The organism is Aurantimicrobium sp. MWH-Uga1, assembly GCF_003325955.1.
In the GTDB taxonomy this organism is placed as follows: Bacteria; Actinomycetota; Actinomycetes; order Actinomycetales; family Microbacteriaceae; genus Aurantimicrobium.
Genome location: NZ_CP030929.1, coordinates 654,868 through 670,393, shown reverse-complemented (window position 1 = coordinate 670,393; position 15,526 = coordinate 654,868). Strand labels below are relative to the sequence as shown.

Here is a 15,526-nt window from a genome sequence, read left to right as displayed (position 1 = left end):
AAACGCAGTTATCTCAGACTATGCCACTTATCTTCAAAGCCCTAGATCTGAATGAAAAAACCAAGAAAAGTGTCCCCAATAAAGAGAGTTCAATTAAGAAAGTGGTTTGCGCATAATTTTCTCTAGAGATTTCCCCTGTGCTAATTCATCTACAAGCTTGTCCATGTAACGAATTTTCCGCATCAAAGGATTCTCAATCTCCTGCACTTTCACACCACACACAGTGCCGGTTATCAGCTCTGCCGCTGAGTTCATTCGTGCAGATGCAAAGAATGAACTCAGGCTCTGTCCTGATGTGAGTGAATCGTGGAGTTCATTTTTCGAGAACCCGGTCAGCCAAGAAATAACTTCTCTCAACTCCGCCTCTGAACGGTTCTTCTTCACTACCTTGGTCACATAGAGGGGGTAAAGATCTGAAAACGGCATGTCAAAAACTCGCTGCATATTTGCTTGCTGTCTTTCGGTCATGTTTTCTGTTTTCATGGCAAAACTATCGATTAGACCTTTAGCTCAATGAAGGTTCCTGAAGGCACCGAAACTTGCCTGGGTGAACCGCCAGAAAAGTCAGTGGATGCTAAATCGACAACATAGGGCGAAGGATTATTTTCAACACGAATAATGTAACGCCCTGCGCTGAGGGAGGAAATCGAAGACCATGTGGTGCGGTCATTTTGGGGAAGACCCGTCGCGCCTGTTCCTGCCATGACACCATCGGGAATATCGAAATTGTTGAGAGCGTGGAAGGCAGCCATTTCTTGTGTTGCAGCATCCTTTTGGGCGGTCATCGTCCAGACGTAGCCTGTTGCACGAAGGAATCGTGAAGGCGAACCGCCATCCCCCGGTATTCCCATAAACCCTTGGCCTTGAGAAACAGGAGCAAATGTCACTCCGTTAACTTCTGCAGGGGCAGGGTTGAGAGCATGCAACGTAGGTAGGTGAACCCGCAAGTTGTTGTAATGCCAGTCAAGATAGGGGGCATTAGTTGCAACACCTACGGGGTTATCAATGTGTTGTTGTTTTCCATTATTGAACTCAACGACTCCTGAGGCACCTGATTTGTCATGTAATACCAGGTGAATGGGAGGCACTCCACCAATTGCAGGTTGAGGCTGAGCCCAAATTGTTAGCTTTCCAAGTACTTCAAATGCTTCACTAACGGAAGAACACATCGTTAACACATAGTTGCAAATATCCATATTCGAGATCACACGAGATGGTTCAATGCCGGTTGGGTCCTCATAATCAGCAAAACCAGGCATGTACAGCACTCCGGCGTAAAGGCCCGCTTCATTCATTCCGTCAGTGAGATATTGAGTATCTCCAATAGCGTCCATCCCCACCACGCCGTGAATAGTGGTCCAGCTGGCGCCCTCACCCTCGGGAGAAGCTGAGGTGTATGTCACCCCGCGAGGAATTGCAGTTACCTGAGCACCCAACATGTCGGGGAATTCCATAGAACGAGCTACGACGACGCTGCCATCTTGAGCAGTAAGCCTAAAGTTTGTACACATATGGCCAGTCTAAACAGATGAATCCGTCGTCGAAGAACCTTTTCTACAGTTCAGGATTCCGATTGTCGTATTCCCTAAATCGTGAGTTCGTGCTGAGCAGAATACTGATGATCACAACGATGCCCAGACCACCGATGATTCCCGGAGCCCACAACGCTATCGAAACCGCCATCACACCTGTAAACAAATCTCCCAGACGGGGTCCACCTGCTACAACAGAGTAGAACACACCTTGAAGCCGACCACGCATGTCATCAGGTGCAGCTGTCATCAAAATGGTGGAACGGAATATTGCGGAAACTTCGTCAGAGGCCCCCATTCCCACAAAACACAGAGCCGCAAGCACCAGCCCCACGACACTGACCCCAGACCACGTGTTGCTCACCGTGCCGAATGCTCCAAGCATCCCGAGAAGAACCACAACACCAAATAGAGCAATAAATGCGCCATAAAGCATGATGGCGCGGCCAATTGCAAGCCCAAAACGATTAATTCGAGCCACAGGGCCACTGAGCAAACTAGTCGAGAATGTGCCCACAGCAGCTGCTGCCGTGAGAATACCTACTGTTGTCGGTCCTCCCCCAATGACCGTAGCCGCAACAGCGGGAAGCACTGCATAGGGGCGCCCCAGTCCCATAGCAATAATGTCGAAGAGGAAACTTGTTCGGATATTCGGCGCTGAACGCAAGAACGACAAACCTTGCTTAATGCCTTCCCATCCCTTCACAACTGCATCATGTAAAGGTGGAATCTTTGGAAGGGTAAATACGCCAAAAAAACCAGCCAGCATGAGCACCATGTCGACTAAAAAGGTGACAGTGAAGCCCGATGTCGCGACAAGGACACCGGCAAGTGCTGGTCCAACCGTGTATTGAATTCCCATAGAGATGCCACTGAGCGCATTTGCTTTAGGAACATCTTCAAGCCTGAGGATTCGGGGATAGACCGCCATACGTGCAGCGCCGGAAATGATATATGCCATGGCGCTGATAGTGGTGAAGACATAGAACGGCCACACCGCAACACTGTCACCGTTGGCTTCGAGGTTTGCATCTGCAATAGAGAGAACAACAAGACCAATGGTTGAAATAAAGGAGACCGTAATTGCTCCCAGAATGACTGTCCTGCGATCTTGGCTATCAGCAAGCATTCCTCCCCACGGTCCAGCAAACAGCATTGGAATGAGTGCTATTCCTCCGACAAGGCCGACCATGAAAGTGTTCTGGGTGATCTCAAAAATCTGGAGACCCACGGCCATAATCGTCATTTGCGCACCGATGCCGGACAGTCCGGCACCAATCCACAATCTGGCAAAAGCGGGTGAAACCTTGAGCGGCGTCAGATCGACAAAGCGGCGTTTGGTTTCGGTCACGAAGGAGAGTCTAGCTATGGCTCACAGCACTCACAGGCTGGAGATAGTGATGGATATGGCCCCACCCACCCAAATGGGTCAGATTTTCTTGAGCAAGCGTGCAACAGAATTCATGGAACCACCAAGAACAGCAGGTATTCCTCCCCCTGGGTGGACGGATGCTCCAACTCTCCACAGCCATGGACGTCTGGGGGAGGAATATGCCGGCCGGTGAAAGGGACCGCCCTGCCACAGTTTTCTGGTGGCACCGTAAAGTGCTCCCCCGTCAGCACCAAAACTGGAGAAGTAGTTGGGATGGAGGACGGTGTAGTCCTCAATACATTCAGCTAAATTGCGTGGAAGCCCCATCAATTGTGAAATGCGACTGAGCTCACGTTGAACGAACCCACTCGAGAGGTCATATTCTTTTCCATCGGAGGGAGCTGTGAGCAAGAGAGCAGCAGTTGCCTTGGTATTGGGATAGATATGGCCAGGTTTGTAATAGTTCACAAAGGCCATTGTTTCTTCTGGCAACTCACGCCTGTCTAATGCCCCATGTAGTTGTGCTGGGTTACTGGGCATGATCACAGAATGAGTCACGGTTGACTCAGGTAGCGGCAGATCTAACACGGCAAATACAGCAATTCCCGAGCAGGAAACTCTCTGGTTTGCAGGAATCTTTTTTCCCAGCAATGAATCGATGACTTGGGCATCAGCAGCGCCAATAATGACATCCGCGTTATATAAACCGTGCTCAGTAGTAACGCGTCCTCGAGAAATTGCCGTCACAGGCACATCTGTAAGTATTTTTGCTCCTGCTTCTGTAACCATTCGTGAGAGAGCTAAAGCAATTTCATATACTCCACCGCGCGGCACGAAAATACCTTCTCGAGCCATGACCGCAGGCATCGTTGCATACAGAGCCAACGTTCTTTCGGGGGAAATCCCTGCATTGAGTGTGTGGATGGCGATGACCTCTTTGAGGTCATCGGGCATCCACGTCAAGCTGTTGAGATACGAACGTGTAGAGATTCGCCCACCATAGTGTTTAAGCATCGTGTTTACTGCCGGAAGTGTGCTGAGATCGAATGGGTCAGAGACAAGAAGTTTGACCATCTCTGGGCTCAGCCCGCCGTGAATCTCATCAAACTTTTCCCATGCAGAAAACCAAGAATGACCCTGTTGAACAGGTAAATCAACAACATGGTCTTTGAAGAAGTATTTTCCCAGTTCGGGCAATCGCTCTAATTCGAGGTGTGCAATCTCTGCTGCTGGTCTGCCAGGACCAAGGGCGTCATAACGAGAGAAGAGCTCATCTAGTACAGCAGGGAAGGTGACTAACGAAGGCCCAGTATCGATACGCTGACCAGCTACCTCTATACGACGGGATTTGCCACCAATCCAAGAGTTTCTCTCCAGAACAGTGACCTGATGTCCCGCTTTAGCCAACAGCGCTGCAGCACTAAGTCCACCAAGGCCTGCGCCCACAATGACAATATTCTTCGGCACAAAGTTACTCATGAGAGATAGAGAGTGAAAAAGTTGAACAGGACAAGCTGCACTCCGGCTACGGCTCCGACAATGTAGGGGTAGGCAACAGAGTATTTGTACACCCGCTTAGCGTTTTCAGGTGAATCATTCTGCGAAATAAGCCACACCAGCCACGTCGCGTAAACCGCGTTGGCAACAGCCACAGGAATATTGATAAAAACAAAGAAAATTGTCGACATGGCCCACCAGAACGAAACCCACCACAGTGAGCCTCGAGCCCCCAAGAACACTGCCGTGGTTTGAATTCCCACGTAGCTATCTTCTTCAATGTCTTGAATTGCGTCGTAGGTGTGCTTGGCCAATGACCATGCCATTAAGCCAAAAACAGCCATCCAGATTGGCTCAAACCCGAGAGCAAGAGGCACAAACGCAAGCGGGAATGCGTAGTCGGCGTTACTAATCGAATCGAGAAACGGGCGCCCCTTAAACCGTAGAGGTGGCGAAGAATAGAAATAGAAAAACAGTGTGTATGCCCAGATCCAAGCATTGGCTTGCCATGAATAATTCAACCCAAAGAAAATGAGGAACGGAACATTCGTGAGGATAACTCCCCAAAAAATCCAAGGAACTTCCTTGGGGTATATCTTTGCTCCCCCGTATCCTCCTTTACGGATATTGATGTTGTCGGTCTCTTGATCAAAGATGTCGTTAATTCCGTAAATCAAGAGATTAAACGGAAGCGTGACCCACAGAAGAAGCCAAATGATGTCCCACGTCCAGAGCTGTCCCGTGAGCCACAAGGCGACAACAGTCGTTCCTATCGTGTTGACCCACAACACGGGACGGGAGATTGTCAATAGGCGTGAGAGCACTTTCCCACTCTAGCCCTCAGCCTGAGGAGTCATCTGCTCAAACTAAGAAGCCAAGATAGATCCATTAATATAACAAGGTTGAAAACTTGAGTGCAAAACAATCTCTAGGGCAAGGGATATGTCTTGTACTTCAAACGGTAACTGCTGGCAACCACCAATAGCCCAAGAATGAGTAGCCCCAAACCGATAAGGAAAATATTGGTAACGGCGAAACCTGTGTTCGCAAGGCTTGTTTGCTGTGCAAGGTCGGCAGGTTGAGTTGCTTGAGACCACAACAAGGTTGTTAATCCATCTACTTTGAACCAAATAGTTTTGGAAATAATTCCCCCACCTAGTTTCGTCCCTGTCAACGTGATGGAGTGCCAACCTGCTTCAAGATTGGAAGGGATTATGGCGTTTCCACTTGCCAACCCACTCTGTGAAATTAATCCAGATGCAAGAGTTTGTGGTGTTGAACGGATTACCAACTCCCAGCTAGTTCCCGGTTGCAAACCACTTGATGAATATTCAACTGGCGCGTTGGCAACAGAACTACCTATTTGCGCATCAAGTTCAAGTGTCAGTGAGGTTGTAGTGCTTCCAATTATGAAAGAAACATCCTTTGTTGCTGAGGAAAATTGAGTATTTGATGAGGCAGTTGCTCTTACAACACATATTCCTTGGGAACTAAACGTCAGAACTCCTGTAGAGGAGTTCACTGCGCAGCCGGTTGTCCCAGCAGAGTGAATACTGTACGAAATCGCTCCAGATCCTGAAGAAGTAGCTAGAACGTTTGGTGTGATGGTGGCTGCAGTTTCTAAAGCTTCATTGTTGCTCGGTGCCCAAGTTACTGTTTGGGTGGCAGGAGCAGTGATAGTAAAAGTTACATCTTGAAAAGCAGCGGTGAAAGAAGCATTGCTTGCCGCATTAGCTCTGACTACACAATTACCTTCACCTATGAAGGAAATAACTGGTGGTAATTGGTTATTGATTGAACAGCCGGTCGTTCCAGCGTTTACAACGGAATAACTAATTGTTCCAGTGCCAGTGGAACTTGCGGAAGTGTTGGGAATCAAATAGCTGGAGTTAGTGGTTGCAGTTGTGTTTGAGGGGTTCCATGTCACAGTTTGGCTTGAAGCAACAACTGGCAAAATGACAGTGTTTTCTGAACCGTATGTAGTGCCGTTCGAGTTGGTTGCGAATGCCCTGACATAGTAGGTTCCTCCGGGTAAAGTTCCGGTTGTTCCTGAAAAAGCTCCCAGGCCGTTGCCGACGCTTATTTTGCCATCGTTTACCGTTGGCGAGGCTGTAGTTCCGTAGACAAAACCGCGGTCAGTTACAGTGCTTCCATTCTCGGAAGTAACATTTCCTGAAGCTGAAATAATGTTATTTAATTGAGAAGTGCTTGATGTGAGGACAACCGGATTGCCAGCAGTTACAACTGAAGCTCCACCCGCAAGACTAACGCTGAAACCGTCAAAGTAACGGACACGGTCACCAGAGAAGTTGATGTAACTGTAAATTACTGGTGAGTTCATCAAAGTGGAATTTGTGACGCCGTTGAGTTCGAAGATGGCAGAGGCTTGGGCGTTATAGAGAACACCAGCTGAACTACTTGGCCAAACTTCAACATGCATATTGAAGGTTGATTGTGTTGCTCTTTCAATCTTTAGAACAATTTTGTACCACATATCAACAGAACCACTATTGAGTAAGTCACTTATTGTGGCGGTACGTACTGAAGTTATTCCGCTTCCTCCAGACTGCCAGGCTCCATTGTAATTTGTCACGCCATTATGGAAGACAAAGCCACCCCCATGGACCGAAATACCAAGTGCATCGTTGGGGCGATATGGCACACCAGAAGCGGATAAAGCCCCTGGCGCCAAAGAGGTAAATCCCATGCCGCTATAGCCGTTATTTCCTACACTTTGGATGAAAGAGGTGAAAGTATAAGAACTTCCTACTGGGCCGATACTATAACTGGACTTTGTCGTGTACACAGCATTTGCACTACTTGGTGCATTGATTGCGCCACTGTTTGAAATTCCGCCAGTTAGTGTCTGGGAAACAGAACCAGAAGCAACATAACTATTGAACTCACTTGTCAATTGACCGGCCGTGTCAAAGTTGAAAGAAACATCAGTACTTGCTGAGGCAGAAGTTGCTGCAAGAGGAACGACAACAAAAACACTCATGAAAAAAGCGAATAATGCTAAACGCCCGTTTTTCATCGTGAAATTCCTCATCGTTAAATTTAAACAAAAGTTATAAAGACAAGACTAATACTGAAAGCTGAAAACCAGATTTGAGCTATGGATTTAGAACCCAATAAAAAAACATACAACTGAAAATTCCCATCGATTTCAATATATCTCGCCGCTCTTGAACCAATGTCCACTTCGAACTCACTCAGTATTCCAAATATGTTTTGTACTCAAATTAAGGAATAAATAAATCACCACAATTCAAAGTCAACACCGAAGAAGCATCAAAAGGGCCGCTCTATTGAGCGACCCTATTGTTGCGTGGTCGGGCTGACAGGATTTGAACCTGCGACCCCTTGACCCCCAGTCAAGTGCGCTACCAAGCTGCGCCACAGCCCGCAGTCTTTTTGATTTCTCTCGAAGACAACTTGATAATCCTACCGGTTCTAGTGAGGTGGATGTGCACGGTCTATTGAGAACGTTGCAACTTCTGAACCGGCTTGACCCACAGTGGTGTTGTCCACAGCAACATCAGGGCCCAAAGCCCAATGTCACGAAAGATCGTGGCGATGACGAGTACGACAATCAACAGCACCACAATGATTTGGGAACCAATAAACCCTCGGATGTATTCAGTCCCTGGAACCAAGAGTTCTTTATGTTTGTGAACATAAATTTTCATTGCTAATTGAATTATTGCCAGATAGAGCATCGTTCCGATGTAGATGGTTGTCGCCCAGCCCGCTGGCCCGTTTGAATCCACAATCAATGCTGTAGGAAAAGGAATAAACACAATTCCAAAAAGCCACAAGGTATTCAACAGCATGATGCGACGGTCAACTTGCTGAAGCTGTTCAAAAAAGGTGTGATGTAAAAACCAGTAGTAAGCAATGATTGCAAAACTAAGGACAAAGACGTAGACCTGTGCACCAATTCCGGAGAGGAATTGATTCACATCTCCGTGGCCGATACTGCTTGCCTCATCCACTAGTGGCAACACCAAAATGGTGATGGCAATGGCTACTACAGCGTCAGAGAAGTTGACGACTCTATCAAAACCACGAGATGTTGCCATACAGGTACTTTAGCTTTCCAAATGGGCGTCGATGCGTTCTCTCAACGTCGGCCACGATGCGGCAAATCCAGGGTGTAAGTCAAAAGAATCGACAAGGTCAAGTCCTACCCACGCCAGAGCTTCACTTTCGGAATCCCCCATCACCGGTTCAAAGACTTCAGAGGCCTCGACGACAACGGTGGTGTAGCTCCAGAAACCTAGATCTTTGATGTGGGTGAAGATGACGACAACTTTATCCGCAGGGACTCCAGCTTCTTCATCAGCTTCGCGCAACGCGCCCGCGACGGCCTCTTCGCCCTGGCGTATTGCTCCGCCTGGAATTCCCCACGTACCCCCGTGGTGAGACCATTCCGCACGGTGTTGTAAGAGGACTCCTGCTTCCGGATGAAAGACCAGTAGGCCTGCTGCCCCAAATGCGCCCCAATACTTGGTGCCATCTGGTCCCACCGCCCACGCATCACCAGGATCGCGTAAATGCGGCGGTGGGAGGTGTGGCGGTATTTTGCCCATGTGTGAAGGCTATCGTTTCCGCTTTTCGCGCACACGCATGTTGATGTTGATGGGGGAACCTTCAAAGCCGTAAATCTCACGCAGACGGCGCTGAATGTAGCGGCGATAGCCGGGGTCCAAGAAGCCAGTGGTGAAGAGCACGAAGGTGGGCGGACGAGTCGAGGACTGCGTTCCGAAAAGAATTCGTGGTTGCTTTCCACCACGTAGCGGGTGTGGATGCGCCGCGGTGAGCTCTGCCAGGAAGGCGTTGAATTTACCTGTAGGAATGCGGGTATCCCATGACTCAAGCGCGCGTTCTAATGCGGGAACAAGTTTTTCCATATGGCGACCGGTGCGTGCAGAGATGTTGACCCGAGGCGCCCAGGCAACGTGCGCCAGGTCCTGTTCAATTTCACGCTCGAGATAGCGGCGACGGTCATCATCGAGCATGTCCCACTTGTTGAAAGCGAGAACCAGTGCACGACCTGACTCGAGCACCAAGTCAATGATGCGCACGTCCTGCTCCGAAATGGGCTCAGTAACGTCAATCATGACAACGGCAACTTCGGCTTTTTCCAAAGCTGCGCTGGTGCGCAAGGTTGCATAGAAATCAGCACCCTGTTGAAGGTGGACGCGGCGACGAATACCAGCGGTGTCGACGAAACGCCACACCTTCCCGGCAATTTCTACCTGCTCGTCAACTGGATCGCGTGTGGTTCCCGCGAGGTCATTGACGACCACACGCTCTTCGCCAGCTGCTTTGTTCAGGAGTGACGACTTCCCCACGTTGGGACGGCCTAAAATGGCAACGCGACGCGGACCACCGACCTCCTGCTTAGCAACCGCAGAAACTTCGGGAAGCTTGGGGATGACCAGATCGAGTAGGTCGGCAACACCTCTTCCGTGTAGCGCAGAAACAGGGTGCGGCTCCCCCAAGCCGAGAGACCACAGGTTGGCAATGTTGGGCTCTTGACGTGCGTCATCAACCTTGTTGGCCAACAGGTAAACAGGCTTCTTGGTCTTCCGAAGGAGCTTCACGACTTGCTCGTCAGTAGCTGTTGCACCAACATTTCCGTCAACAACAAACAAGACTGCATCAGAGAGGTCAATGGCGACTTCTGCCTGTGCAGCAACAGACGCATTGATGCCCTTGGCATCTGGTTCCCAACCGCCGGTGTCCACCAGTGTGAACTGGCGATCCATCCACTCGGCTTTGTAGGAGACACGGTCACGTGTTACACCAGGAGTGTCTTCAACAACTGCTTCACGGCGTCCAATGATTCTGTTGACTAAGGCAGACTTTCCCACATTAGGGCGACCCACTACTGCCAGCACCGGAAGCGCGGGCAGATATGTAATCTGGTCAGGATCTTCGGTTGCTGCATCGAGTAGCTCGAAGTCCTCCTCGTCGAGGTCATACTCGTCGAGACCAGCGCGCAGTGAAGCTGCGCGGGCAATGGCAAGTTCTTCGTCGAGATCATCTAGGCGCTCGGTAAGCTGCTCAAGTTCGTTTTCTTCGTCGAACACATCCTCGTCGCCGGGGGTGAGGTTCTCAGCCATGGTTTTCTCCTTCGCCTGCGCCTACGCCGTACGCGAGCGAATAACTTCAACGACCGCATCAATCGTCTGCTCATACGAGAAGTCGGTTGAATCAACAGTCACAACGCCATCAGCGGCGGTCATGAAGTCAGATACTCGCGAGTCGGCTGCATCTCTGGCACGCAGTGCAGACGCCGTTTGATCTTGCGATTGCTGCGGAAGTTCCGCAGAGCGCCTAGCCATTCTAGCTTCTTCACTGGCTGTCAACAGGATTCGTACGGGCGCATCCGGGGCAACCACTGTGGTGATGTCCCGACCTTCGGCAATAATTCCGGGCTTATCGGTAATTGCCATGAGGTGACGAAAAAGATCACCAAGGTATTGGCGAACCACAGGAATCTTGGCCACTTTGCTCACCACATCTGTGATGCGGGGCTCTCGAATAGCTTCTGTGATGTCTTCTTCATTGACGCGAACGAAGTATTCATCAGGGTTTGTGCTGATGACGTAACCGAAATCGTTCAAAGATTCAATTACAGCAGCTTCATCCGCTGGATCGACTGTTTCGTTGAGGACATGCCATGCCACAGCACGATAGGCAGCACCGGTGTCGAGATAGGCAAAGCCCAGTGTGCGCGCCGCTGCTTTCGAAACAGAGGATTTACCACTACCGGCAGGACCATCTATAGCAACAACGATAGGTGTGCTCATTAGGCCACTCTCCAGTCACGTTTGGTCAATTCCATGATGAGGGTCTCCCTCACCTCGGGAACAACAGAAAATTCGACCATGCCCATCAGTGCACCTTCAGCATGCTCAAGACGGAGATCTTCCACGTTGATGTTGAGCTCTCCCAGTTCTGTGAGCAACTGTGCCAACTGACCAGGGCGGTCATCAATAAGAACCACAATCTGGGTAAAGCGACGGTTTTGTCCGTGCTTACCGGGAAGCCGTGCGACTCCGGTATTACCGGCAGCCATTTCTTCGGCAATGACCTTGCGTGCTCCCGGTGCATCAATGTCTTTGAGTGCGTTAGTTACGATCTGAAGGTCTTTTTGCAGGTTTTCTAGCACACCGACTATGGAATCCTTATTTGCTCCTAAGATTTGAATCCACAGCTCAGGTGAGCTGGCCGCGATGCGCGTCACATCACGCACGCCCTGCCCGGCCAAACGAACTGCTTCGTCTGACGCGCCTTCAAGTTGCTTCGCCATCAGACTCGAGACAATCTGAGGAACATGGGAAACCAAGCCCACAGCTTCGTCATGGGCATCTGGGGTCATTTCGATGGGCACAGCACCTAGGTCTAAAACTAAGTCTTCAACAAGGGAGAGAGCCCACGCAGGAGTGTCCTCATCACGGCAGACCACCCAAGGGCGCCCTAAGAAGAGATCACCACGGGCAGATATGGCTCCGCCGCGTTCTCGGCCGGCAAGCGGGTGTCCACCTACGTAGTGGGTGATGTCCACTCCCCTGGCCTGAAGCTGGTGTAGTGGAGCCAGCTTCACACTGGCCACATCAGTGACTACCGCGTCAGGGAAGGCCTTGAGTTCTGCCTCAATGACATCGGCAGTGACATCCGGGGGAACGCACACCACGATTATTTTCGGCTGGTCTTCTGCGTGCGCTGGGCGCCCAGCTCCTAAGTCTGTGGCGAGGTGCACTGAACTGGGTGAGGCGTCGGCGAGCGCGACATCAATGCCTTGCGAGCGCAGCGCAAGACCGATACTGGCTCCAAGTAGGCCTGTTCCGACGATACGGACTTGGGCATTGAGACGTACAGCGTTGGTATCCGACATTAGTTGTCTTCTCCTTCGCTCAAATCGTCGTTGTCGATTTCGGTGTACTCGGGCAGTTCTTCCGTGTTGGAGCGTGAAAGCGCAAGTACTGCCCCTAATTCAACTTTAGTGAGGTCTCTCATTTGTCCTACCGGCAGCGTGCCCAGATGAAGAGGGCCAAATGCACGGCGAACCAACTCGAGTACGGGGTGGCCTACCTCTTTGAGCATGCGCCGAACTATTCGATTACGACCTGAGTGAAGGGTGATTTCAACCAGTGAGGTGTCGGCGTTATTCGAAACAGAGAGTAATCGTGCCTTATCGGCTTGGATGAATCCATCGCTAAGTTCGAAACCTGTTGTGAGCTTGGAAAGTGTTTGTGCCGTGACTTTCCCTCTAACTTTGGCGATATAGGTCTTGTGCACTCCGAAGGAGGGGTGTGCCAGCACATGTGCGAGATCTCCGTCATTGGTGAGGATGAGTAGACCGCTGGTGTCTTGATCTAAGCGCCCGACATAAAAGAGTCGTTCTTCGTAGTGCTTGGTGAAATCTGACAGGTCTGGTCTTCCCCTGTCATCTGCCATAGAGCTGACGACACCGACGGGTTTGTTCAAGATGAGGTAACGCTTGGAGGTGTCTACTTGGACAGGAATACCGTCCACGGTCACTTCATCAACTTCAGGGTCAACTCGTAATCCGGGTTCAGTTACGAGCTTGCCGTTGACCGCTACGCGGCCTTGGGCAATCATGTTCTCGGCAACCCGGCGAGAAGCTACGCCTGCTGCAGCCATGACCTTCTGAATTCTCACCCCTTGTGGTGTTGCTTCAGCATTCCAGTCTTCAATAGGTGGACGGTCAGCATTTTTGAACCCCTCGGGCAAAGGATCACCACTACGAAGCGTCGACATCGAAGCCTTCCTGGCCATCTGGCAGCAGTGGAGAAATGAGCGGGAGTTCATCTAAAGAGTTGATTCCCAACTGTTGCAGCAATAGGTCACTGGTGCCATAAAGGATGGCGCCAGTCTCTGCGTCACTGGAAACCTCACTGATGAGGCCTCGACTCAGCAGTGTGCGAACGACAGAATCTACGTTTACAGCACGAATCTGAGCGATCTGTCCACGGCTGATGGGTTGCTTGTAAGCAATTACTGCCAGTGTTTCCAAGGCTGCTTGGGAGAGCTTGGTGGGGTTTTGGGTGAGAACAAAGTCCGCTACAACGTGGTCGTAGGTTTCGCGAACGTAGATGCGCCATCCTCCGCCAACTTCGCGCAATTCAAAACCGCGTTCAATAGTGCCATTGGTGCCGTTGTAATCGTTCACCAAGTTCTCAATGGCTTGCTTCACTGCTTTAACGGGCACACTCATAGCAGAGGCAATGGCGACGACTGATTGGGGCTCGTCGGCAACCATCAAGATGGCTTCTATAGCGCGCTCAACATCAACAGGGGCATGTTCTGCCACAGTTGCATCCACTACGTCATCTACGGTGACCTCGGCGGCAGTTTCTGCGTTATCGGTCATAATCTGCCCCCAAATTGGCGAGGTTGTCATCGGACCAGTTGGTGGCGGTCCATTCAATGGTGAGATCACCCAGGGGCTCATCCTGGGCAAAAGAAATAGCTGCGTGGCGGTAGAGCTCGAGCACGGCAAGAAACCTGGCTACGATCACACCAGCAACGACTGCATCTGCGACTAACTCACGGAACGTCATGGGTTTGCCTGAGCGCAGTTTGGTCACGACGGTGGCAGCCTGTTCACGGATACTCACTAATGGTGCGTGGAGGTGGTCAAGACCAACCACGGGAATCTCCCGCGGCGCCATGGCCAACATGGCCAACGCCGCAAAATCCTCCTTACTGGTGTTCCAAATAAGTTCAGGAACCTGCTTACGGAATCGATCTTCAAGGCGAACTGTGCGCACATGACGTGTTGACTCAGTGTCCAACCGTTCTGAAAACCACTGAGCCACATCTTTGAAAGCACGGTATTGCAGCAGTCGCGCAAACAGCAGATCACGAGCTTCAAACAGTGCCGCATCTTCAGCATCAACAACCTCGCCCTGTGGGAGCAAACCAGCAACTTTGAGATCAAGTAGTGTCGCAGCGATAACGAGGAATTCTGTTGCGGCGTCGAGTTCTTTTTCCAAATCAAGGGTGTTGAGGTACTGGATGAACTCATCTGTGACGACACTGAGAGAAATCTCAGTGATATCAAGTTCGTGCTTAGAGATGAGGTTCAATAACAGGTCAAATGGACCTTCAAACTCCCCTACAGCAACACGGAAACCGCCGTCGGCACCCTCAACATGAGTGTCAACAGCGTCAGTGGTGGGCTCGCTAAGCGACGACACCGCGTTCGATCAATTCACGAGCAAGTTGACGGTAGGCCTTAGCTGAGGCATGCTCAGGCGCAAACTCAGTAATGGGAACCCCCGCAACGGATGCATCAGGGAACTTCACGGTACGACCAATAACGGTGTCAGTGACTTTGTCACCGAAGGTCTCCACCACGCGCTCCATGACCTCTTGCGAGTGCAAGGTGCGAGGGTCATACATGGTCGGAATGATGGCATCGAGCTCAATAGCGGGGTTGAGCCGCTCTTTAACTTTGTCAATGGTCTCAATCAGCAACGCAACCCCTCGCAAGGCGAAGAACTCGGTAGCCAAAGGAATAATCACACCGTGTGCCGCAGTGAGTGCATTGACTGTGAGAAGACCCAATGAAGGCTGGCAGTCAATGAAGATCACGTCGTAGTCGTTCTTCACTTGACGAAGCACACCGGCAAGAATCTGCTCGCGGGCAACCTCGTTGATGAGATGGACTTCTGCAGCAGAAAGATCAATGTTGGCAGGAATAACATCGAGATTAGGAACCTTCGAGTGTTGAATTGCCGACTTCGTGTCTTTAATAGATCCACGCATGAGGTCATAAATAGTGGGCACATCGTGGGTTTGTATGGCCAAACCAGCAGATAGTGCACCCTGAGGGTCAAAATCAACTGCCAGGACTTTACGGCCGTACTCGGCGAGTGCAGCAGCTAAATTGATGCTCGTGGTGGTCTTGCCAACCCCACCTTTTTGGTTTGACATCGAAATGATGCGAGCAGGACCGTGAGATGTGAGTGGCGCCGGAACGGGGAAGTCTTTCAACGGACGTCCAGTTGGGCCGACCTTCACGCCGTTCTTGTACGTAACCACTCGAGTGTCCCCACTGTGAGATTGAGCAAAAATCACG

Annotated in this window: 15 protein-coding genes and 1 tRNA gene; all 16 read right to left on the bottom strand. The window is 50.6% G+C overall.

The features are described 5' to 3' along the window. Positions 1-93: 93 nt before the first annotated feature. Complete coding sequence (locus AURUGA1_RS03425) at positions 94-483, bottom strand: DUF2200 domain-containing protein (RefSeq protein WP_240187392.1); 390 nt, start codon at positions 481-483, stop codon at positions 94-96. A gap of 14 nt (positions 484-497) precedes the next feature. Beyond that, positions 498-1,511, bottom strand: coding sequence for a linear amide C-N hydrolase (locus AURUGA1_RS03420; RefSeq protein ID WP_114128883.1), 1,014 nt, complete (start codon positions 1,509-1,511; stop codon positions 498-500). A 43-nt stretch (positions 1,512-1,554) separates the two neighbouring features. After that, entirely contained in the window at positions 1,555-2,883 is a 1,329-nt protein-coding gene (locus AURUGA1_RS03415) for an MFS transporter (protein WP_114128882.1), read from the bottom strand. Positions 2,884-2,961: 78 nt separating this feature from the next. Further along, positions 2,962-4,371: an NAD(P)/FAD-dependent oxidoreductase gene (locus AURUGA1_RS03410; protein WP_240187391.1), complete on the bottom strand. Its 1,410-nt coding sequence runs from the start codon at positions 4,369-4,371 to the stop codon at positions 2,962-2,964. Between the two features lie 8 nt (positions 4,372-4,379). After that, positions 4,380-5,225: a UbiA family prenyltransferase gene (locus tag AURUGA1_RS03405; RefSeq protein ID WP_114128880.1), complete on the bottom strand. Its 846-nt coding sequence runs from the start codon at positions 5,223-5,225 to the stop codon at positions 4,380-4,382. Between the two features lie 104 nt (positions 5,226-5,329). Then, complete coding sequence (locus AURUGA1_RS03400; RefSeq protein WP_162784046.1) at positions 5,330-7,402, bottom strand: hypothetical protein; 2,073 nt, start codon at positions 7,400-7,402, stop codon at positions 5,330-5,332. Between the two features lie 331 nt (positions 7,403-7,733). After that, a tRNA-Pro gene (locus AURUGA1_RS03395) sits at positions 7,734-7,810 on the bottom strand. Positions 7,811-7,880: 70 nt separating this feature from the next. Continuing rightward, the gene (locus tag AURUGA1_RS03390) at positions 7,881-8,486 is read right to left on the bottom strand and encodes a TMEM175 family protein (RefSeq protein WP_114128878.1); all 606 of its coding nucleotides are present in this window, start codon (positions 8,484-8,486) and stop codon (positions 7,881-7,883) included. Positions 8,487-8,495: 9 nt separating this feature from the next. Then, positions 8,496-8,996, bottom strand: a complete 501-nt coding sequence (locus AURUGA1_RS03385; RefSeq protein WP_114128877.1) for an NUDIX domain-containing protein — start codon at positions 8,994-8,996, stop codon at positions 8,496-8,498. Between the two features lie 9 nt (positions 8,997-9,005). Continuing rightward, positions 9,006-10,535 (bottom strand): ribosome biogenesis GTPase Der, encoded by a 1,530-nt coding sequence (der, locus tag AURUGA1_RS03380; RefSeq protein WP_114128876.1) that lies wholly within the window; start codon positions 10,533-10,535, stop codon positions 9,006-9,008. A 21-nt stretch (positions 10,536-10,556) separates the two neighbouring features. Continuing rightward, positions 10,557-11,225: a (d)CMP kinase gene (cmk, locus tag AURUGA1_RS03375; RefSeq protein WP_114128875.1), complete on the bottom strand. Its 669-nt coding sequence runs from the start codon at positions 11,223-11,225 to the stop codon at positions 10,557-10,559. Beyond that, on the bottom strand, positions 11,225-12,313 hold the full coding sequence (locus AURUGA1_RS03370; protein ID WP_114128874.1) for a prephenate dehydrogenase: 1,089 nt from the start codon (positions 12,311-12,313) through the stop codon (positions 11,225-11,227). Before AURUGA1_RS03370 ends, cmk begins: the two co-directional genes overlap by 1 nt. Beyond that, positions 12,313-13,200, bottom strand: coding sequence for a pseudouridine synthase (locus AURUGA1_RS03365; protein WP_114128873.1), 888 nt, complete (start codon positions 13,198-13,200; stop codon positions 12,313-12,315). The genes AURUGA1_RS03370 and AURUGA1_RS03365 overlap by 1 nt, the downstream gene beginning before the upstream one ends. Next, entirely contained in the window at positions 13,184-13,813 is a 630-nt protein-coding gene (gene scpB, locus AURUGA1_RS03360) for an SMC-Scp complex subunit ScpB (RefSeq protein ID WP_114128872.1), read from the bottom strand. The genes AURUGA1_RS03365 and scpB overlap by 17 nt, the downstream gene beginning before the upstream one ends. Further along, positions 13,803-14,642, bottom strand: coding sequence for a ScpA family protein (locus tag AURUGA1_RS03355; protein ID WP_114128871.1), 840 nt, complete (start codon positions 14,640-14,642; stop codon positions 13,803-13,805). Before AURUGA1_RS03355 ends, scpB begins: the two co-directional genes overlap by 11 nt. Then, on the bottom strand, positions 14,629-15,489 hold the full coding sequence (locus AURUGA1_RS03350; RefSeq protein ID WP_240187390.1) for a ParA family protein: 861 nt from the start codon (positions 15,487-15,489) through the stop codon (positions 14,629-14,631). The genes AURUGA1_RS03355 and AURUGA1_RS03350 overlap by 14 nt, the downstream gene beginning before the upstream one ends. Positions 15,490-15,526 lie beyond the last annotated feature (37 nt).